The sequence below is a fragment of the Ferranicluibacter rubi genome, from assembly GCF_011603255.1.
Taxonomy (GTDB): Bacteria; Pseudomonadota; Alphaproteobacteria; order Rhizobiales; family Rhizobiaceae; genus Ferranicluibacter; species Ferranicluibacter rubi.
The window spans coordinates 121,644-140,103 of record NZ_JAANCM010000012.1 but is presented as its reverse complement, the minus strand read 5'-3'; the positions used below and the strand labels follow the sequence as shown (position 1 = coordinate 140,103).

Sequence of the window (18,460 nt, the reverse complement as noted above, 5' to 3'; positions counted from 1 at the left end):
CGATCAGGCCGTCGCTTCGAGAACGATGTTGGCGGCACTTTCCTTCAGCTCGACGCCGAAGGCCCGCTGGTAATGCTCGGCCACCAGTGCCCGCTCCAGTTCGTCGCACTTGTTGAGGAACGTCACGCGGAACGCAAAGGCGATATCGCCAAAGATATGCGCGTTCTCGGCCCAGGTGATGACCGTGCGCGGGCTCATGACGGTCGACAGATCGCCGTTGATGAAGGCGGCGCGGGTGAGATCGGCGACGCGCACCATCTTCGACACCGTGTCGCGGCCGCGCTTCTCGGTGAAGCCCTTTACCTTGGCAGCGACGATATCGACTTCGTTGTCGTGCGGCAGGTAGTTGAGCGTGGTGACGATCGACCAGCGGTCCATCTGCGCCTGGTTGATCTGCTGCGTGCCGTGATAGAGGCCTGTCGTGTCGCCGAGGCCAACCGTGTTGGCCGTCGCAAACAGGCGGAAGGCGGGGTGCGGCCTGATGACGCGGCTCTGGTCGAGCAGGGTCAGGCGGCCGGAGGATTCGAGCACGCGCTGAATGACGAACATCACGTCCGGACGACCGGCATCGTATTCGTCGAACACCAGAGCGACATTGTGCTGGTAGGCCCAGGGCAGAATGCCGTCCTTGAACTCGGTGATCTGCATACCGTCCTTGACGACGATCGCATCCTTGCCGACGAGGTCGATACGGCTGACATGGCTGTCGAGGTTGACGCGCACGCAGGGCCAGTTCAGCCGCGCGGCGACCTGCTCAATATGCGTCGATTTGCCGGTGCCGTGATAGCCCGAAACCATGACGCGACGGTTGTGCGCAAAGCCTGCGAGGATCGCAAGCGTCGTTTCCCGGTCGAAGAGATAGTCGGGATCGTTGTCCGGCACATAGGCATCGCCCTTGGAATAGGCCGGCACGCGCAGGTCGCTGTCGATGCCGAAGACCTCACGGACGGATACGGTCGTATCGGGAAGATTGGAAATATCGAGGTCTACCTTGCTCATCATGTCTCCGGCGGCCGCGCTTCGCGCCAGGCCTCATATCGCATTGCAGTGTGACGGGAATCTTCCTAGCAGAAGCCTGCCTGTTTTAACAATTGGTAGGCCTGAATGACCTCGCGAAAACGGTCTTCCGATCCGCGATCTCCGCCATTGGCATCGGGATGGTGCTTTTTCACGAGGTCCTTGTAGGCGGCCTTGATGTCCGTGCTGGTCGCCGTGGCCGGCAGGCCGAGCGTGTCGAACGCCTTCGTCTCCAGCGTCTTCAGCTTGCGCTGGCGCGGCTCGGGCTGCGCCCGACGCCCCCGCGCCTCGTGCAGGAAGCCGAACGGGTCACTCATCCGCGCCTTGGCGCCCGCCGAGCCGGACCGCGTCTGGCCCTGCTCCGGCGCGTTCTTCGCGCTGCGGTTCACGCCCAGCGTCCAAGTCGGCCGATGCCCCGTCAGCGCTTCCTTCTGGTAGCGCGCGATCTCGTTGTCCGAGAGGCCGGAGAAGTAGTTGTAGCCCTTGTTGTATTCCTTCACGTGCTCGAAGCAGAACATGAAATACTGGTTCTCGGCATTGCGCCCGACCGGAGCACGATGCCCGCCATTTTCCTCGCAGCCGTCCCACTGGCACATCGGAGCCACGGGCTCCGGTTTCCGGGTGGTCCCGCGTCTCTTCGTCCGGATGGTATCGAAGTATTTTGAGTCGAGTTTCATGGGACACATTATGGTGCGATGCAGGGGTCACAACAAGAATTGACAAATGCGAATGTTGCAGGCTTTTTGAGGGTGATTTGCCGGTAGAGCGACAGAGGTCCAACCGCCGCGTCCACCGCGTGTCACAAGCCGGAAAAACAGGGCAGAACCATGTCGTTAGAGCAGCGTATCACAACAAGGCTCACCGAGGCTTTCGCGCCTTCCCGGCTTGCCGTGATCAACGAAAGCCACCTGCATGCCGGCCATCACGCCGATTTCAATGGCACCGGCGAGACCCACATGCGCGTGCGCATCGTGGCAGGCGCCTTCACCGGCATGTCCCGCATCGCCCGCCACCGCGCGATCAACGACCTCCTGAAACCGGAACTCGACGCCGGCCTGCATGCCCTTGCCGTGGAGCCCGCAGCCCCCGGCGAAGAGACGCGCTGGTAGATCGGCCAGAAGATCAACTTGCGGGCGTATCCCCGGCCGGGCGGATGCGCAGCTTGGTGATGCGGTTCTTGACGCGTTTCATCACGATGAAACGCTTGCCGTAAAAGGTGAAGGCCTGCCGCTCGTCCGGGATCGTGCGGGACTCGTGGATCACGAGACCGGCAATGGTGGTCGCCTCGCCGTCCGGCAGCGACCAGTCGAGCGCCCGGTTCAGGTCGCGGATCGGCACGCCGCCATCCACCACAAGCGATCCGTCGGCCTGCGGATAGACGCCGCGAACATCGGGATCGTGCTCGTCGGCAATATCCCCGACGATCTCCTCCAGAATATCCTCCAGCGTCACCAGCCCGCGCACCTCGCCATATTCATCGACGACGATGGCGAAATGGCTCTTGCGACGCAGGAAGGCGCTGAGCTGATTTGCAAGGTTCGTTGCATCCGGCACGTACCACGGCTTCTGCGCGATTTTGACGATATCCACCGTGTCCGCTTGAGCGTCGGGCTCGGCCAGCGCCCGCAGGAGATCCTTGGCGTGGAGCACGCCGATGATGTTGTCGGCCGCGCCGCGCCACACCGGCATGCGGGTATAGGGGCTATCGAGCACGGCCTTGACGTTGACGGCCGGGGGGTCGTCGGCGTTCAGCGCCCGCATCGCCATCCGGTGCACCATGATGTCGGACACCTCGAGCTCGTCGAGATCGAGCACGCCGCTGACCCGGTCGCGGTCCGCCTTGACCACGGCGCCTTCCCGGTGGAGGAAATCCACGGCCCCACGCAGCTCCTCATGCGCCGTCAGCATCGGCGCCTCGCGCGACAGCTTGAAGCCGAAGGCCTGCATGATCGCCCGCACCATCGCATTGATGAGGCTCGACAGCGGCCCGACGACAGCGACGACCACGCGCACCGGCCGCGCGACGCCCACCGCAAAGCGCTCCGGCGCCGCATTCGCCCAGCTGCGCGGCAGCACGTCGGCAAACACCACGAGCAGGATCGTCATCGCGATCGTCGCATAGGCGACGCCCGGCGCGCCGAAGGCCGAGAGAAACAGGCCGGTGGCGACCGAAGTCGCGAGAACGCGCACGAGATTGCTGCCGAGCAGCAGTGCGCCGATGACCCGGTCGCGCCGCTCGATGAGCCGATCGACCACGCCGGCGCGCGCCTCGCCCTGGACGTCGAGCGTGTGAAGACGCGTGCGCGACACGGCCGTGAGCGCCGTTTCAGACCCCGAGAGAAACGCCGCAAGCACGATCATCAGGAGGATCGCCAGCACGGCCGGCCCGTGGGCGATCAGGAGGGCGATCAGCGCCTCCATGGTCATGCCGCGCGATCGGGATGGTTTTCGGCAAGGAACGACAGCACGGCCGAGGTCGGCACATCATTGGCGACGAAGGCTTCGCCGAGGCCGCGGGTGAGGATGAAGGTCAGTTTGCCGCCCTTGACCTTCTTGTCCTGCGCGATGGCATCCATCAGCACCTCTGCCGCCGGCAGCCGCCCGGGGATCTCGCTCATCCGCGTCGGCAGGCCGACGGTGCGCAGATGCGCCTCCACCCGCGCGGTGACATCAGGGCTCGCAAGGTTCATCCGGGCGGAGAAGGCATGCGCAAGCACCATGCCGATCGCCACACCTTCGCCATGCACCAGCCGGGCGCCGTCATAGGCGGTGGCCGCTTCCAGCGCGTGGCCGAAGGTGTGCCCGAGATTGAGCAGCGCACGGCGGCCGTTCTCGCGCTCGTCGGCCACGACCACATCGGCCTTCGCCTGACAACTGAGCGCGATCGCCTCGATGCGCGCCGCACCGCCGGCAAAGACCGCCTGCCAGTTGGCCTCCAGCCAGGCGAAGAAGTCCGGCTTGTCGATCAGCCCGTATTTCGCCACTTCGGCATAGCCGGCGCGGAACTCGCGCGGCGACAGCGTATCGAGCACGTCGGTGTCGGCCAGCACCAGATCCGGCTGGTGGAAGACACCGATGAGATTCTTGCCATGCGGCGAGTTGATGCCGGTCTTGCCACCGACGGAACTGTCCACCTGTGCGAGAAGCGAGGTCGGGATCTGGATGAAGCGCGAGCCGCGCCGGGCGATGCCCGCGGCAAAGCCCGTGAGGTCGCCGATGACGCCGCCGCCAAGCGCGATGACCGCATCATTGCGCTCGATGCGCGCCCCGAGGATCGTCTCGCAGACGGGAACGAGATGCTCGAAGCTCTTGGTCTTCTCCCCGGCCGGCAGGATGGCGGACACGGCTTCGATCCCCGCCTGCGCTAAGCTCTCCATCAGCGGCTGGAGATAGAGCGGCGCGACATTCTCGTCCGTCACCACAGCCATCCGCCGGCCCGTCAGCCTGGCTGCGATCTCCTGCGCGGCCGAGCCGATCAGGCCGGGACCGATCAGGATGTCATAGGCACGGTCGCCGAGCGGAACATGGATCTTGCGCACGGTCGGGGTTTCGCTCATCGCTCGGCTCACTTCAGTTGCTGGTGTCTGACGACTGTTCTTCGGCAGCGCTATTTCTTCGGCTGCCCTATTTTTTCGGAGGCATGGCGGCGATGGCTTCCAGCACCTCTTCCACGATGCGCTCCTTCTTGACGTCGCGCGAGAGCACGCTGACATCCGCCTCGGCATAGATCGGATATCGCTCGATCATCAGCTTTTCGAGCGTACCCTTGGGGTCGTCGTTTTTCAGGAGAGGTCGTCCCTCGCGCTTGTTGACACGTTCCCACAGGACGTCGAGTTCGGCGTTCAGCCACACGGAAACGCCGCTCTTTTGAATGTTCCGGCGCGTCTGCGGGTTGATATAGGCGCCGCCGCCGGTGGAGACGATGCGGGCGCCCGACTGCAGCAGCCGCTTGATCACCCGCGTTTCCAGCGCCCGGAATTCCGTTTCGCCATAGGCGGCAAAGAGTTCGGCAACGGTCATGCGCGAGACACGCTCGATTTCATGATCGGAATCGACGAAAGGCAGCGACAGCGCCTGCGCCGTCAGCCGCCCGATGGCCGACTTGCCGGCCCCCATCAGCCCGACGAAGACGAGGTTGCGCCGGCCGAGCACGGCTCTCGCCCGCTTGACCAGCGTTTCCGAAACCGGCTCGACCACGTCGCTCATCACCGCAAGACTTTCCCCATTTCCCTGTTCTATCGACAAAACAGGCGGGAGCGTCAAGTCGCGCAAGGGTGCCTCGCGTCTTTCATATCCCCGGGGCAGCCCCGCTCCCGCTTGCGATCCGGCGGAGGCGGCGCCATATAGATCGACGCCTCGGAGACGATCATGCCCACCCTTGTCCGGTTTCTCATCATCTGCCTCATCATCACCGGCGCCGTTTATGGAACCATGCTGGCCCTCGTCACCTTCGTCGATCCGGCCGAGCGCGACGTGACGATCCGCATACCGCCCGAACGGCTTGATCCCGAAAGATTGGCTCCGAAATAATGGATCTGTCGTCCGCCCACCTCGAATCCTTTCTGGAAATGATGAGCGTCGAGCGCGGCGCGGCCGTCAACACGCTCTCCTCCTATCAGCGCGATCTCGAAGACATCCTGTCTTTCCTGAAAGTGCGCGGCGTGAAGGCGACCGAAGCGGAGCCGGACGATTTTCGCGCCTATTTCGCCGACTTCGCGGCGCAGGGCTTCAAGGCCTCCTCGCAGGCCCGCCGCCTGTCGGCGCTCCGCCAGTTCTACAAATTCCTCTATGCCGAGGGCATCCGCACCGACGACCCGACCGGCGTCCTGGATGCGCCGAAGAAGGGCCGCCCGCTGCCCAAGACCATGAGCGTCGACGATGTGACGCGCCTCATCACCCAAGCCGAGGCGGAGGCCGTGGCCGAGCCGCGGCTCGAGCGCCTGCGCATGGCCGCCCTGATCGAGCTTCTCTATGCGACCGGCATGCGCGTCAGCGAACTCGTTTCCCTGCCCGCCTCGGTTCTCGCCCGCGACGGCCGTTTCCTCATCGTGCGCGGCAAGGGCAACAAGGAGCGCATGGTGCCCCTGTCGCGCAGCGCGATTGCGGCCATGCAGCGCTATGGCGCGCGGATGCAGGCGGAAACAGCGGCGAAAGGTGGCGAGGACAGCCCCTGGCTTTTCCCCTCCAGTTCGGAATCCGGCTATCTCCCCCGGCAGGTCTTTGCGCGCGACCTCAAGGGGCTTGCCGGACGGGCCGGCGTCCGCGTCGCCTCGATTTCGCCGCATGTGCTGCGTCATGCCTTTGCCAGCCATCTCTTGGCCAATGGTGCGGATCTTCGCGCCGTGCAGGAACTGCTGGGCCATTCGGACATTTCGACCACACAAATCTACACGCATGTGCTCGAGGAAAGGCTGCACGACCTTGTGCAAAACCATCACCCTCTTGCCAAACAGGCCAAAAAACAGGATTAGGACGCTCGCCTCCCGTTCTGGAATGCCACGGGAGACCCGCGTCGAAACGATCGGAACCGCATCTCATGCATCACTATCTCGATTTCGAAAAGCCGATCTCGGACCTCGAAGGCAAGATTCACGAGCTGAAGAAGATCGCCGGCGAGGACGAGAGCATCGACACGAGCGACGAGGTCGAACGTCTCGAAGTCCGCGCCCGCGAGGCAACCGTCGAGATCTATTCCAAGCTGACGCCCTGGCAGAAGACGCAGGTCGCGCGCCATCCGCAGCGCCCCCACTTCCAGGAATATGCCGCCGGCCTCTTCACCGACTTTACGCCACTGGCCGGTGACCGGAAGTTCGCCGAGGACGCCGCCATTCAGGCCGGCCTCGCCCGCTTCCGCGGCATTCCGGTGGCCGTCATCGGCCAGGAAAAGGGCAATGACACCAAGTCGCGCATCAAGCACAATTTCGGAAGCGCCCGGCCGGAAGGCTATCGCAAGGCCATCCGCGTCATGGAAATGGCCGACCGCTTCGGCCTGCCGCTCATCACGCTGATCGACACGGCCGGCGCCTATCCCGGCATCGGCGCGGAAGAGCGCGGCCAGGCGGAAGCCATCGCCCGCTCCACAGAAATGTGTCTCAACCTCAAGGTTCCAATCATTTCCGTCGTGCTCGGCGAAGGTGGATCCGGCGGCGCGATCGCGATCGCCACCGGCAACCGCGTCTATATGCTGGAGCATGCGATCTATTCGGTCATCTCGCCGGAAGGCGCCGCCTCGATCCTCTGGCGCGATTCGACGCGTGCCAAGGAAGCCGCGACCAACATGAAGATCACGGCCGAGGACCTGAAGGGCTTCGGCATCATCGACGGCATCATCGAGGAGCCGGTCGGCGGCGCGCACCGCGATGCCGATCTCGCCATCGACCGCACCGGCGGCATCATCGCCGACGCCCTGAAGGATCTCTCCAGCCGCAAGGGCGAGGATCTGCGCAAGGAGCGCCGCGAGAAGTATCTGGGCATAGGCCGCTCGCTCTAAATACGACCGGGCTTTCCCGGCGTCTGGAGGCAGGATGCGAGACGATGGCGCCCTGCCCCATCTCGGCCATGATTGTCGGGCCTTGGTGGTGCCACCTGCGCGCGATCTCCGGAGAGCGGTGCGGTTAACAATTTGTGAAGCATAAAACCGTATTGATTCTGTCAGACTCCGCCGTTAGGGAAGAGTCGCGTCCGACTTTCCTATCGATGGGCTCTTGCCGATGCGTCTGACACATATCCTCGCCGCCGCCGTCATGGGCCTGTTTCTTGCAGGCTGCACCACGGAAGAAGTCGTCGATAGCGTCGATGTCGACCTGAAGAAAGTCACCAGCAAAACCGGTTACGAGCTGTCCGGCAAGATCGTGCAGAAGATGCAGGCGATGAGCATGGCGAAGACCTCGCCGATCATGCTGCGCATCTTCAAGGAGGAAGGCGCGCTCGAGGTCTGGAAGGCCAACACCGCCAATCGCTTCGAAAAGCTGCGCGAATACAAGATCTGCGCCTGGTCCGGCAAGCTCGGCCCCAAGGTGAAGGAAGGCGACCGGCAGGCGCCCGAGGGTTACTATCCCCTCGCCCCCGGCCAGCTGAACCCGAATTCCAGCTATTACCTCGCCATCAACACCGGCTTCCCCAACCAGTTCGACCGCGCCAATGGCCGGTTCGGCACCAATCTGATGATCCACGGCGCCTGCTCGTCCTCGGGTTGCTACTCAATGACCGACGAGCAGATGCAGGAAATCTTTGCGCTCGCCCGCGACGCCTTCAAGGGCGGCCAGTCGACCATCCAGCTGCAGGCGCTGCCCTTCCGCATGACCGCGGAAAACATGGCGCGGCACCGCAACAGCCCGCATTACGATTTCTGGAAGAACCTGAAGGAAGGGTACGACCAGTTCGAGATCACCAAGCGCCCGCCGGAATTTGCGATCTGCGACCGAAAATACGTCTTCAACAAGAGCGTTGCCGGCAAGATGAACCCGACGGGCCAGTGCCCGGCGCTCTCCACGCCGCCCTCCATGGAAATGGCGCTGGCGAACTACAACAAGAAATACGATGCCGACTACGGCACGGCCCTGAAGAAGCTCGACGGCCTCGTCTGGTACGAGCCGAGCGAAGCCGAGCGCAAGGCCGTGGTCGCCAAGCAGCGCGCCGGCCGCGAACTGGCCTATGCCCCGACGGGCACCTCGCTCGATGCCGGCAAGCTGATGAAGGTCGCCGACCTCGAAAAGCAGGAAGCCCACCGCGCCGAGCTCGAAGAGGCCAAGAAAGCCATCGAAATCCAGACGGCGGCCCTCGAACAGAGCACCCGCAACGGCAAGAGCGTGCCCATCCCGCAGGAAAACCCACTGCCGCGCCCGGTCGCCCAGATCGCCTCCGCATCGCCGGCACCCGGCCAGGGCGGCTTCTGGGGCAACCTGTTCAAGAAGCCAGCGCCCATCACAGCCACCGATCCCGCCGCCGGCCCGCTCCTCGGCGAACCGCAGACCGCCAGCGCCGACACGACAGGCCAAAGCCAGACGGCAAGCCAGATCGCATCCGTCAAAACGAGCCGCGACATCACGGCCGGTGTTCCGGTGCACGTGGAGACACGCAAGGTCACCGTCAAGCCGGGCCACAAGGGCACGCAGGCGGCCCCCATAGACCAGACGACCGGCGCGCAAACCTCTGCCGCCGACGCGACAGGTGCGCAGGCCTCCGGCGAGATGCCGGTACCGCAGGCGCTGGCCGAGCAACAGCCCGACGGCAAGAAGAAGCCGTTCTGGAAGCTCTGGTAAAGGCCGGAGCGGGCCGATGACCTTGGAAGTAGGCCCGACGTCGCCCGGTCACGACCCTGAGGAACCGCCGCTCCATCTCGACCTCAAAGGCCTGAAGTGCCCCCTTCCCGTCATTCGTACCCGCAAGCGGCTGGCATCGCTCGCCCCCGGCACACTGATGCTGTTGGAAACCACCGACCCGCTCGCCGTCATCGACATCCCGCATTTCTGCGCCGAGGACGGCCACCGCCTCGAAAGCTGGCACGCAACGGACCGCGGCCACAGCTTCCTGATCCGCAAGGGCAAAACCATCTGATGGAAATGTCCCGGTCTGAGACCGGGGTTCACCTCACATCCGCAAGCCCGGCACCGCCAACGGATTGTCCGACAGCGCCTGCCGGTCCGGCCGGTCGATGGCGGGCTTGCCGGTGAAGGCGTCGAACAGGTCGCGAACGAAGCTTTCCTCCAGCCCCTTGGTGATCAGCACCATGCGTGTGCGCCGGTCGTCGGGGTCCGGCCAGGCCGCCAGCCGCTCCGGCGGGTGAAAGATCTGCTGGACGCCGTGCAGCACCAGCGGCCGGTCCGGCCGCTCGGCCGTGCAGACGATCGCCTTCATCCGCAAAAGCTTCTCGCCATGCGCCGAGCGGATGAGGTCCACGAACATATCGAGCGCCATCGCGGAGATCGGCCGGTCGTGCACGATGCTGAACGAGCGGATATCATCGCCATGCCGGTTGGCATCGTGGTGATGATGCCCATGGTGGTCGTGGCCGTGATGGTGGTCATGGTGCCCATGATCATGGTCATGATCGTTCTGCGCCTCGTCCTGAAGCCAGCGGCCGACATCGGCGATCTTGGTCGCAGGGTCGTAGAGCCCGCAGGCGAACAGCGCTGCACGGCCCGTTTCCTCGAGGTCGCCGTCGATGACGGGCGCCCGAGGGTTGAGGTCTGCAAGGCGCGCCTTGAGCGCCGCCACGGTCTCGGGAGAGGCGAGCGTCGCCTTGGTCAGCACCAGCCGGTCGGCCACCGCCACCTGCTTCACCGCCTCGACATGATGGTCGAGCGTGGAGAGGCCGTTGACGGCGTCCACCACGGTCACCATGCCATCGAGCCTGTAGCTCTGTTGCAGCGTCGGATGTCCCATGACCGACTGCATGACGGGTGCGGGATCGGCAAGGCCGGTCGTTTCGATGACGACGCGCTTTAGCGGCCGTATCTTGCCCGTCTGCATCCGGTCCATCAGGTCGGCCAGCGTATCCACCAGCTCGCCGCGCACCGTGCAGCAGAGGCATCCGTCCGCAAGCTCGATCACGCCGTCGCCTGAGGACTCGACCAGCAGATGGTCGAGCGACACGTCGCCGAACTCGTTGATGATGACGGCGGTGTCCGTGAGGTCGGGATCCTTCAGCAGACGGTTGAGAAGCGTCGTCTTGCCGGCACCGAGAAAGCCGGTGAGGATCGAGACCGGCACCGGATCGAAACGGGTGATCATGTCGTTCGCTTTCGAGGGCACGCCCGCGATACGGGGTGCGTCAGGGAGGAGAATCTTTAGAACACCGGCCGCGGCACGGGCACCGGCACGTTGGCGACATCGCCCTGGGCCTCGCTCGTCTGCCCGTCAACATCCGCCGCCTTGGCACCCTGACCGGGGATCAACTGTGCCGAGACGAAATTGAGCGGCCGGTTGATCTCATGGATGAAGGGCGACAGCAGCTTCTGGCGTCCCGCCTCGTCGCGACCTTCGCTGCGCACCTTGGCGGCCTGCGCCGAGCAGATCTGCTTGGAGATATCGGCCGTCACGTCGCGGGTCTCTCCATAGGCGGCGATCTGCCCCAAGCCCGGCTTGCCCGCAGGGCTTGCCGTCAGCGCCATCTGCATCAGCCGGGCGGATTCGTCCGCCCGTCCGCCGAGGCTGTCGGCGCCAAGCACGACGGAAACGACGCTGCGGCCGTTGCGGGTGGCCGAGGACACCTGATTAAAGCCCGAGGCGCAGATGAAGCCCGTCTTCATCCCGTCGGCGCCATCGAAGCGGCCGATCAGCATATTGTAGTTGGGATAGCTCTTCTTGCCCGTCGTGAAGCCCTCATAGGCGAAATAGGCCGAATATTCGGGAAACTCGCGCTTGATGGTGAGGGCGAGCACGGCGAGGTCCCGCGCGGTCGTATACTGTCCGGGTTCGGGAAGGCCGTTGGGGTTGACGAAGTTCGACGACGTCATGCCGATCCGCTTCGCCTCGGCATTCATCATGGCGACGAAGCCGGGTTCCGAGCCGCCGACCGCTTCGCCGATGGCAACCGCGATGTCGTTTGCCGATTTGATCAGCATCATCTTCAGCGCGCTGTCGAGCGTCATCGACGCCCCGGGCTTCAGGTACATCTTGCTCGGTTGCTCGGAGGCCGCATGCTTGGACATGACGATCGGCGTTTCCAGCGTCATCCGCCCGGCTTTGAGCGCGCGGAAGGTCGTATAGGCCGTCATCAGCTTGGTCAGCGATGCGGGATACCAGCGCTGGAAGATATCCTCCTGCTCGTAGACCTTCAGCGTCGCCACATCCACCACCAGCTTGGGGTTGGCAAGCGCCGGTGCGGCGGACGTGAGCGCCAGGACGCCGGCGATGGCCCCAACGAATAGTTGGGAACCGGACATGCGAATCTTCATAGTCACCACAGTTCAACCTCGAAATTTTCGGGCATTGCCTCGTGTCGAGGCGCTATTTAACCTATATGGCAGGGGCAAGGCAAAGACCTTTGCCATGCGATTGCGTGCCGCCACCACGACCGACAGGATAGATCATGCCGATTCTCAACCGTGCAGCCGAACTCCAGGACGAAGTCACCGCGTGGCGCCGCCATATCCACAGCCGGCCCGAACTTCTGTTCGCCGTGGAAAATACGGCATCCTTCGTGGAAAACAAACTCCGGGAATTCGGGGTTGACGAGATCGTGACCGGCATCGGCCGCACCGGCGTCGTCGGGCTCATCCGTGGACGGCTTGGCGATGGCAGAGGGGGCGATGGCACCACCATCGGCCTGCGCGCCGACATGGATGCCCTGCCCATGACGGAATCGACCGGCAAGCCCTATGCCTCCACCACCCCCGGCAAGATGCATGCCTGCGGCCATGACGGCCACACGGCCATGCTGCTCGGTGCCGCCAAGTATCTCGCGGAAACCCGCAACTTCAAGGGCGCGGTCGCCGTCATCTTCCAGCCGGCCGAAGAGGGCGGCGGCGGCGGCAACGAGATGGTCAAGGACGGGATGATGGAGCGCTTCGGCATCTCCGAGGTCTACGGCCTGCACAACATGCCCGGCATGCCGCTCGGCCATTTCGCCTCCCGCGTCGGCCCCATCATGGCGTCCACCGACGAGTTCTCGATCACCATCGAGGGCCGCGGCGGTCATGCGGCCCAGCCGCACAAGACTATCGACCCGATCGTGCTCGGCGCCCAGATCGTCACCGCCCTGCAGACCATCGCCTCGCGCACCGCCGATCCGCTGTCGGCCGTCGTCGTCTCGGTCACCAAGTTCAATGCGGGCTTCGCCCACAACGTCATCCCCGAACAGGCGCTGCTGGCCGGCACCGTGCGCACGCTGATGGCCGAAAACCGGGATATGGCCGAGCGCCGCATCAATGAGATCTGCACGCATCTGGCGGCAGCCTACGGCGCGACCGCCCGCGTCCGCTACGTCCGCAACTATCCCGTCACGGTCAATCACGCCACCGAGACCGGCCATGTGCTCGAAGCCGCAACCGAAGTCGCAGGCGCCGCGCAGGTGGTGGGCAATGTCGATCCGATGATGGGCGGCGAGGATTTTTCCTACATGCTCCTCGCCCGCCCCGGCGCCTTCGTCTTCATGGGCAATGGCGACAGCGCCGGCCTGCACAACCCAGGCTACGACTTCAACGACGAGGCCATCCCCCACGGCATCTCCTACTGGGTACGCCTTGCCGAAAGCCGCCTGGGCGCCTGATGAGCGGCATCGACAGGATCGACCGCAAGATCCTCAGCATTCTCCAGGCCGACGGGCGGATCACCAATCTGGAACTGTCCGAGCGCGTCGGCCTGTCGCCGACCGCGACCAGCGAACGCATGCGCCGACTGCTGAAGGAAGGCTATGTCTCGGGCTTCGGCGCACGCCTCGATCCCCAGCGCCTCGGCTTCGGCCTGCTCGTCTTCATCGAGGTCATGCTGGACAAGACGACACCGGAAGTCTTCGACACCTTCGCCGACGCCATCCGCAAGGCCCCGTCCGTCATCGAGTGCCACATGGTCGCCGGCGGCTTCGACTATCTCGTCAAGACCCGCTTCGAGGACATGAGCGCCTACCGCAACTTCCTCGGCCAGTTCCTCTGGACGTTGCAGGGCGTCAAGGAGACCCGAACCTACGCCGTCATGGAAGAAATCAAGAACGACGGCCCTCTGCCGCTTCTTTAGCGGCCTTTGCCGCCCGCCCGGCGCCCTCGCGCAATACCCGCACAAGTTTCACAGTCATACATATGAGAAGCGACTAATAGTGCGGAGCCATGATCGGTTCCAGGCAGAGGGCCAGAGCGATGATGGAAGCTGAGAGGACGGATGCACCTGCCGTGCGCGCGACGCCACGCGCCATGCGTGCCGTCACCGAGCGTATCGGCAACGACCTGGAAAGCTTCCGGCGGGAGAACGACGATATCGTCCGGCACATCCGCCTGCTCGGCATCAATGCCAGCATCGAGGCCGCCCGCGCCGGAGACATCGGCAAGGGCTTTGCCGTCGTCGCGAACGAAGTGCAGCGGCTGGCCGGGGCCTCGGCCGCCATCGCCGCGAAATTCCAGCAGGAAGTGCTGGAGCGCGTCAACCTCGGGCGCTCCCTGTCGGACGCGCTGGTGCACGAGATGGAGGGCGTGCGCCTCGTCGATCTCGCCCAGACGCTCATCCAGCTGATCGTGCGAAACCTGTTCGAGCGGACGGCAGACGTGCGCTGGTGGGCGACGGACACCGCGCTCTGGGAAGCCCTCGAAAACCCCGATCGCGACCGGCAGGCCTTCGCTGCCAAGCGCTTAGGGGTCATCAACCGGTTCTACACGGTCTATCTCGATCTCGTGATGGTGGACAAAACCGGTCGCGCGGTCGCCTCGGCCAATCCGAATTTCCAGAAGACGATCATGGGCCGCGACCTCTCCGGCGAACCCTGGGTCAAGGCGGCGATGAAGACGGGGTCAGGCGACGACTATATCGTCGATGTGGTCAAGCCGAGCCCCCTGCACGGCAATGCCGATGCGCTCGTCTACGCCACCGGCATCCGCCAGGGCGGCGTCTCCACGGCACCGCTGGTCGGCGCGCTCGGCGTCTATTTCGACTGGGCGAACCAGGGCCAGTCCATCGTCCACAAGGAAGCCAACATCGCGCCGGCCGACGTGGACCGCACCACCGTGCTGCTGCTCGACGGACAGGGCATGGTGATCGCCGCCTCGCGCCCGGCCCTCGTCTACACCAGCTTCGTCCTGACGCCGCCGGATGGCATGAAGCGCGGCAGCTACTATATGAGCGACGGAACGCTGGTCGCCTTCGCCCCCACGCTCGGCTACGAGGACTACGACGGCCTCGGCTGGTGCGGCGTCGTCATCCAGCGGCCCGAGCGCGAAGCCGACATCCGCCAGCGCCTGTCGCTCTGAGAGAACACCTCTCATGATAAAGGGGCCGCCGCTGCCGGCCGCCCCTTCTTCGTAGTGCCTTTAGCGGCGTCGATCAGATCGTCGCGGCACCGATCCTCAGATCGTCGCGGCGTCGATGACGAAGCGGTAGCGCACGTCGCTCTTCAGCACGCGCTCATAGGCCTCGTTGACCTGATCCATGCGGATCAGCTCGATTTCGGAAACGATGCCGTGCTTGCCGCAGAAGTCGAGCATTTCCTGCGTTTCCTTGATCGAGCCGATCATGGAGCCGGATAGCGAGCGGCGCCCGCCGATCAGCGAGAAGGCGTGGATCGGCGATGGCTTTTCCGGTACGCCGACCACGACCATGGAGCCGTCGAGCTTGAGAAGGCTCAGGTAGGGGTTCAGATCCATCGTCACGCCGACGGTGCTGATGATCAGGTCGAACGTGCCGGCCAGCGTTTCGAACGTCGTCGGATCGTTGGTCGCATAGTAATGCGTCGCCCCGAGCTTGAGGCCGTCTTCCTTCTTGGAAAGCGACTGGCTGAGCACGGTGATTTCGGCGCCAAGTGCGGCACCGATCTTCACGCCCATATGGCCGAGACCGCCCATACCCACGATAGCGACCTTCTTGCCGGGGCCGGCCTTCCAGTGCATCAGCGGCGAATAGAGCGTGATGCCGGCGCAGAGCAGCGGCGCGGTGGCGGCGAAGTCGAGCGTGTCGGGAATGGAAAGCGCATAGCCTTCCTTGACGACGATGCTGTCGGAATAGCCGCCATAGGTCGGCGTCGTGCCATCGGCCTCGACGTCATTGTACGTCTGGACGAGACCGGGCATGTAGTGTTCGAGGTCGAGATCGCGCGTGGCGCAGGTCGTGCAGGAATTGACGAAGCAGCCGACGCCGGCCTTGTCGCCCACCTTGAATTTGGTCACGCCGGAGCCGACGGCGGAGACGATGCCGACGATCTCATGGCCGGGAACCATGGGAAATTTGGAGTTGCCCCACTCGTTGCGGGCCTGGTGGATGTCCGAGTGGCAGATCCCGGAATACTTGATGTCGATGACGATATCGTCTTCGTTGGGCGCACGACGCTCGAAGGTGAAGGGTTCGAGCGGCTTCGACGCGTCCGTCGCCGCATATCCTTTTGCGAAAGCCATGGGTGGTTTCCTTCTGTCTGCAAATCTGGACCGGTCGAGACATCGCCGGTGCCTGCACTATGCAAGTTGCGACCAACATAGGCATGCGCCATTCCTGCAAATTTCTTGCACGATCCTGCAAATGGTCTTCGAAGGCTTTGTGGCCGTCGCGCATCCGGCCTATCTCGAAACCATCATCACCACGCGATGCGGGAGAGCGTGCGTCCGGACGCTTGACCGCCCGGCATTCAGCCGTTGTCGCGCTCGAGGTTTTCGCGTTAGAACCGTGTCGTCCGGCGTCCCCGTTTCAGGAAAGGCTTGCCTCATGTTCGATCCCTCCGCCGCCCGCCGCCAGCCTTTCGTCGAGATCATTGCCCGTTTCGCCAGAGAGGACGGAGACCACGCGACATCGGTGCCGGGCCTGACGGTGCACCGGCGCTCCGAACAAGCCGTTCCCTCCTGCGCCGCTTATCGGCCAAGCTTCGCGCTGATCGCACAGGGCGTGAAGAAGGTGACGCTTGGCCACGAGACCTACATCTATGGCGGCTCGGACTATCTGCTGACCTCGTTCGACCTGCCGGTGACGAGCCAGATCGTCCAGGCCTCGCCCGAAAGCCCCTATCTCGGCATGGTCTTCGAGATCGACGTCGCAAAGATCTCGCCGCTTCTCGCTTTGCTCGACCGTCCCGCCGCCACGGCGCAAGTGCGGGAACCGGCGGGCGCATCCTCCGAGCCACCCGAGCAGCGCGGCATGTCGGTCGCGGCACTGACGCCCGAACTCGAGGACGCGGCGCTCCGGCTCCTGCGCCTGCTCGACCGCCCCGGCGACATTCCCGCTTTGCTGCCGCTGATCGAGCAGGAGTTGATCTTCCGTCTCTTGACCGGCCCGCATGCGGCGCGCCTGCGCCAAATGACGATGGTCGAAAGCCAGTCGCACCAGATCGGACGCGCCTGCGCCTGGCTGAAGGAGCACTATGCCCTGCCGCTGCGCATTGAGGATCTCGCCCGACGCGTCAGCATGAGCGTCTCGTCGCTGCACCACCACTTCAAGGCCATCACCGCCATGAGCCCCATGCAATACCAAAAGCAGCTTCGCCTTCAGGAGGCGCGCCGGCTGATGGTGGAAGACATGCTGGATGCCGGCAGCGCCGGGCATCAGGTGGGCTATGAGAGCCCCTCGCAGTTCAGCCGCGAATATGCCCGCCAGTTCGGCGCGCCGCCCTTGCGCGATGCCGGCCGTACCCGACGCTCGCTCCTCGGCCGGTTGGCCGGCGAGCCGGAAATGCTGAGCGAGGGTTGAACCGTCCATCGATAGCCGGCGAATCCTGTATCCCAGCCCCTGCCGGAAACCTTGCCCAGACCATTGCCAATACCCTGCCCCGAACCGGAGTTCCCATGACCGAAACCGTCCGACTGCCCCTCGACGAGGCCCGCGCCCTGACCGTGCAGGCCCTCTCCCGTGCCGGCCTTTCGCCCGAGCATTGCGAGGCGCTGGCCGATACGGTCATGGCTGGCCAGATCGACGAGTGCCACTCGCACGGGCTCTACCGCGTGCTCGGCTGCGTCCGCTCGATCCGCGAGGGCAAGGTGAACGCGACGGCCGTGCCGGAGGTGATCGACCATGCGCCGGGCATCGTCAGGGTCGATGCGAAACATGGCTTCTCGCCGCTCGCCTTCCGGCTCGGCCTGCCGCTTCTGCAGGAGAAGGCGCGGACACAGGGTGTCGCGGCCCTGGCCATCAACAATTGCTTCCACTTCTCCGCCCTCTGGCCCGAGGTCGAGCGCATCGCGGCTGCCGGCCTTGCGGCTCTTGCCATGACGCCGAGCCACAGCTGGGTCGCCCCTGCCGGCGGCACCAAACCGGTCTTCGGCACCAACCCCATCGCCTTCTCCTGGCCACGCCCCGGCCCGTTCCCCTTCGTGTTCGACTTTGCGACCAGCGCTGCCGCCCGCGGCGAGATCGAGCTGCACCGGCGCGCCGGAAAGCCGATCCCGGAAGGCTGGGCGATCGACAGCGACGGTTTGCCGACGACGGATGCCGAAGCCGCGATGGCCGGCGCCATGCTGACCTTCGGCGGCCACAAGGGCTCGGCCCTTGCCGCCATGGTCGAGCTGATGGCCGGACCACTGATCGGCGACCTGACGAGCCGCGAATCTCAGATCTTCGACGCCGGCCTCGGGGCCGCACCCTGCCACGGCGAACTGCTGCTCGCCTTCGATCCGAACCTCCTCTCCGGCGGGCGGGCGACGGAGAATGCCGAGCGGGCGGAGGCCCTGTTCGATGCCATCATCGGCCAGGGTGCGCGCCTGCCCTCGCAGCGCCGCTATACCGCACGCCAGCGCAGCGAGGCGGCAGGCAGCGTCGAGATCCCAAAGCCTCTGCACGACGATCTTCTGGCGCTGCTTGCCTGAGGCGAGCGCGCACCGGATGT

Annotated in this window: 19 protein-coding genes; 11 read left to right on the top strand and 8 right to left on the bottom strand. The window is 64.7% G+C overall.

From position 1 onward, the window contains the following. Positions 1-3: 3 nt before the first annotated feature. A complete protein-coding gene (cobS, locus tag G8E10_RS20670; protein ID WP_110800703.1) occupies positions 4-999 on the bottom strand; it encodes a cobaltochelatase subunit CobS in 996 nt (331 codons plus the stop codon). Positions 1,000-1,064: 65 nt separating this feature from the next. Beyond that, complete coding sequence (locus G8E10_RS20665; RefSeq protein WP_110730078.1) at positions 1,065-1,703, bottom strand: J domain-containing protein; 639 nt, start codon at positions 1,701-1,703, stop codon at positions 1,065-1,067. 141 nt (positions 1,704-1,844) lie between these two features. Here G8E10_RS20665 and G8E10_RS20660 point away from each other — a divergent pair, with 141 nt between their 5' ends. After that, complete coding sequence (locus G8E10_RS20660; protein WP_110800705.1) at positions 1,845-2,126, top strand: BolA family protein; 282 nt, start codon at positions 1,845-1,847, stop codon at positions 2,124-2,126. Positions 2,127-2,139: 13 nt separating this feature from the next. Here the strand turns inward: G8E10_RS20660 and G8E10_RS20655 are convergent, their stop codons facing one another. The 3 genes from G8E10_RS20655 to G8E10_RS20645 form a co-directional block, all read right to left on the bottom strand. Further along, positions 2,140-3,444, bottom strand: coding sequence for an HlyC/CorC family transporter (locus tag G8E10_RS20655; protein ID WP_167130513.1), 1,305 nt, complete (start codon positions 3,442-3,444; stop codon positions 2,140-2,142). Next, complete coding sequence (gene aroB / locus G8E10_RS20650) at positions 3,441-4,574, bottom strand: 3-dehydroquinate synthase (RefSeq protein WP_167130512.1); 1,134 nt, start codon at positions 4,572-4,574, stop codon at positions 3,441-3,443. Before aroB ends, G8E10_RS20655 begins: the two co-directional genes overlap by 4 nt. Before the next feature lie 67 nt (positions 4,575-4,641). After that, positions 4,642-5,223 carry a shikimate kinase gene (locus G8E10_RS20645; protein WP_132448429.1) on the bottom strand — a complete coding sequence of 194 codons (582 nt, stop codon included), beginning with the start codon at positions 5,221-5,223 and terminating at the stop codon, positions 4,642-4,644. A gap of 162 nt (positions 5,224-5,385) precedes the next feature. On the opposite strand from G8E10_RS20645, the gene G8E10_RS20640 reads away from it, so the two are divergent. From G8E10_RS20640 to G8E10_RS20620, 5 genes are all read left to right on the top strand, one after another. Then, positions 5,386-5,547 carry a hypothetical protein gene (locus tag G8E10_RS20640; protein WP_165916984.1) on the top strand — a complete coding sequence of 54 codons (162 nt, stop codon included), beginning with the start codon at positions 5,386-5,388 and terminating at the stop codon, positions 5,545-5,547. Next, positions 5,544-6,488, top strand: a complete 945-nt coding sequence (gene xerD / locus G8E10_RS20635; RefSeq protein WP_167130537.1) for a site-specific tyrosine recombinase XerD — start codon at positions 5,544-5,546, stop codon at positions 6,486-6,488. Before G8E10_RS20640 ends, xerD begins: the two co-directional genes overlap by 4 nt. Before the next feature lie 65 nt (positions 6,489-6,553). Further along, the gene (locus G8E10_RS20630) at positions 6,554-7,507 is read left to right on the top strand and encodes an acetyl-CoA carboxylase carboxyltransferase subunit alpha (protein WP_167130511.1); all 954 of its coding nucleotides are present in this window, start codon (positions 6,554-6,556) and stop codon (positions 7,505-7,507) included. A gap of 220 nt (positions 7,508-7,727) precedes the next feature. After that, positions 7,728-9,278, top strand: a complete 1,551-nt coding sequence (locus G8E10_RS20625; protein WP_167130510.1) for a L,D-transpeptidase family protein — start codon at positions 7,728-7,730, stop codon at positions 9,276-9,278. A gap of 16 nt (positions 9,279-9,294) precedes the next feature. After that, positions 9,295-9,573, top strand: a complete 279-nt coding sequence (locus tag G8E10_RS20620; protein ID WP_167130509.1) for a sulfurtransferase TusA family protein — start codon at positions 9,295-9,297, stop codon at positions 9,571-9,573. 33 nt (positions 9,574-9,606) lie between these two features. Here G8E10_RS20620 and G8E10_RS20615 read toward each other — a convergent pair whose 3' ends face one another. After that, positions 9,607-10,749, bottom strand: a complete 1,143-nt coding sequence (locus G8E10_RS20615) for a CobW family GTP-binding protein (RefSeq protein WP_167130508.1) — start codon at positions 10,747-10,749, stop codon at positions 9,607-9,609. Between the two features lie 56 nt (positions 10,750-10,805). Further along, positions 10,806-11,903 carry a D-alanyl-D-alanine carboxypeptidase family protein gene (locus G8E10_RS20610; protein ID WP_110800928.1) on the bottom strand — a complete coding sequence of 366 codons (1,098 nt, stop codon included), beginning with the start codon at positions 11,901-11,903 and terminating at the stop codon, positions 10,806-10,808. A gap of 146 nt (positions 11,904-12,049) precedes the next feature. On the opposite strand from G8E10_RS20610, the gene G8E10_RS20605 reads away from it, so the two are divergent. The 3 genes from G8E10_RS20605 (at position 12,050) to G8E10_RS20595 (ending at position 14,912) form a co-directional block, all read left to right on the top strand. Beyond that, positions 12,050-13,228: a M20 aminoacylase family protein gene (locus G8E10_RS20605; RefSeq protein WP_167130507.1), complete on the top strand. Its 1,179-nt coding sequence runs from the start codon at positions 12,050-12,052 to the stop codon at positions 13,226-13,228. Next, positions 13,228-13,692: an Lrp/AsnC ligand binding domain-containing protein gene (locus G8E10_RS20600; protein WP_092935505.1), complete on the top strand. Its 465-nt coding sequence runs from the start codon at positions 13,228-13,230 to the stop codon at positions 13,690-13,692. Before G8E10_RS20605 ends, G8E10_RS20600 begins: the two co-directional genes overlap by 1 nt. Before the next feature lie 119 nt (positions 13,693-13,811). After that, positions 13,812-14,912 (top strand): methyl-accepting chemotaxis protein, encoded by a 1,101-nt coding sequence (locus G8E10_RS20595; RefSeq protein WP_110800713.1) that lies wholly within the window; start codon positions 13,812-13,814, stop codon positions 14,910-14,912. Positions 14,913-15,008: 96 nt separating this feature from the next. On the opposite strand, the gene G8E10_RS20590 is transcribed toward G8E10_RS20595, so the two are convergent. Beyond that, positions 15,009-16,049: an NAD(P)-dependent alcohol dehydrogenase gene (locus tag G8E10_RS20590; protein WP_110730066.1), complete on the bottom strand. Its 1,041-nt coding sequence runs from the start codon at positions 16,047-16,049 to the stop codon at positions 15,009-15,011. Between the two features lie 304 nt (positions 16,050-16,353). On the opposite strand from G8E10_RS20590, the gene G8E10_RS20585 reads away from it, so the two are divergent. Continuing rightward, a complete protein-coding gene (locus G8E10_RS20585; RefSeq protein WP_167130506.1) occupies positions 16,354-17,328 on the top strand; it encodes an AraC family transcriptional regulator in 975 nt (324 codons plus the stop codon). Positions 17,329-17,423: 95 nt separating this feature from the next. After that, positions 17,424-18,440, top strand: coding sequence for an Ldh family oxidoreductase (locus G8E10_RS20580; RefSeq protein WP_167130505.1), 1,017 nt, complete (start codon positions 17,424-17,426; stop codon positions 18,438-18,440). Positions 18,441-18,460: the final 20 nt, after the last annotated feature.

Coding starts and splice junctions, on each gene's coding strand:
- cobS (WP_110800703.1), bottom strand. CDS start 999: ATGAGCAAGGTAGACCTCGATATTTCCAATCTTCCCGATACGACCGTA.
- G8E10_RS20610 (WP_110800928.1), bottom strand. CDS start 11,903: ATGTCCGGTTCCCAACTATTCGTTGGGGCCATCGCCGGCGTCCTGGCG.
- G8E10_RS20585 (WP_167130506.1), top strand. CDS start 16,354: ATGTTCGATCCCTCCGCCGCCCGCCGCCAGCCTTTCGTCGAGATCATT.
- G8E10_RS20590 (WP_110730066.1), bottom strand. CDS start 16,049: ATGGCTTTCGCAAAAGGATATGCGGCGACGGACGCGTCGAAGCCGCTC.
- G8E10_RS20655 (WP_167130513.1), bottom strand. CDS start 3,444: ATGACCATGGAGGCGCTGATCGCCCTCCTGATCGCCCACGGGCCGGCC.
- G8E10_RS20580 (WP_167130505.1), top strand. CDS start 17,424: ATGACCGAAACCGTCCGACTGCCCCTCGACGAGGCCCGCGCCCTGACC.
- G8E10_RS20595 (WP_110800713.1), top strand. CDS start 13,812: ATGATGGAAGCTGAGAGGACGGATGCACCTGCCGTGCGCGCGACGCCA.
- G8E10_RS20630 (WP_167130511.1), top strand. CDS start 6,554: ATGCATCACTATCTCGATTTCGAAAAGCCGATCTCGGACCTCGAAGGC.
- G8E10_RS20620 (WP_167130509.1), top strand. CDS start 9,295: ATGACCTTGGAAGTAGGCCCGACGTCGCCCGGTCACGACCCTGAGGAA.
- G8E10_RS20605 (WP_167130507.1), top strand. CDS start 12,050: ATGCCGATTCTCAACCGTGCAGCCGAACTCCAGGACGAAGTCACCGCG.
- G8E10_RS20625 (WP_167130510.1), top strand. CDS start 7,728: ATGCGTCTGACACATATCCTCGCCGCCGCCGTCATGGGCCTGTTTCTT.
- G8E10_RS20665 (WP_110730078.1), bottom strand. CDS start 1,703: ATGTGTCCCATGAAACTCGACTCAAAATACTTCGATACCATCCGGACG.
- G8E10_RS20600 (WP_092935505.1), top strand. CDS start 13,228: ATGAGCGGCATCGACAGGATCGACCGCAAGATCCTCAGCATTCTCCAG.
- G8E10_RS20660 (WP_110800705.1), top strand. CDS start 1,845: ATGTCGTTAGAGCAGCGTATCACAACAAGGCTCACCGAGGCTTTCGCG.
- G8E10_RS20645 (WP_132448429.1), bottom strand. CDS start 5,223: ATGAGCGACGTGGTCGAGCCGGTTTCGGAAACGCTGGTCAAGCGGGCG.
- aroB (WP_167130512.1), bottom strand. CDS start 4,574: ATGAGCGAAACCCCGACCGTGCGCAAGATCCATGTTCCGCTCGGCGAC.
- G8E10_RS20615 (WP_167130508.1), bottom strand. CDS start 10,749: ATGATCACCCGTTTCGATCCGGTGCCGGTCTCGATCCTCACCGGCTTT.
- G8E10_RS20640 (WP_165916984.1), top strand. CDS start 5,386: ATGCCCACCCTTGTCCGGTTTCTCATCATCTGCCTCATCATCACCGGC.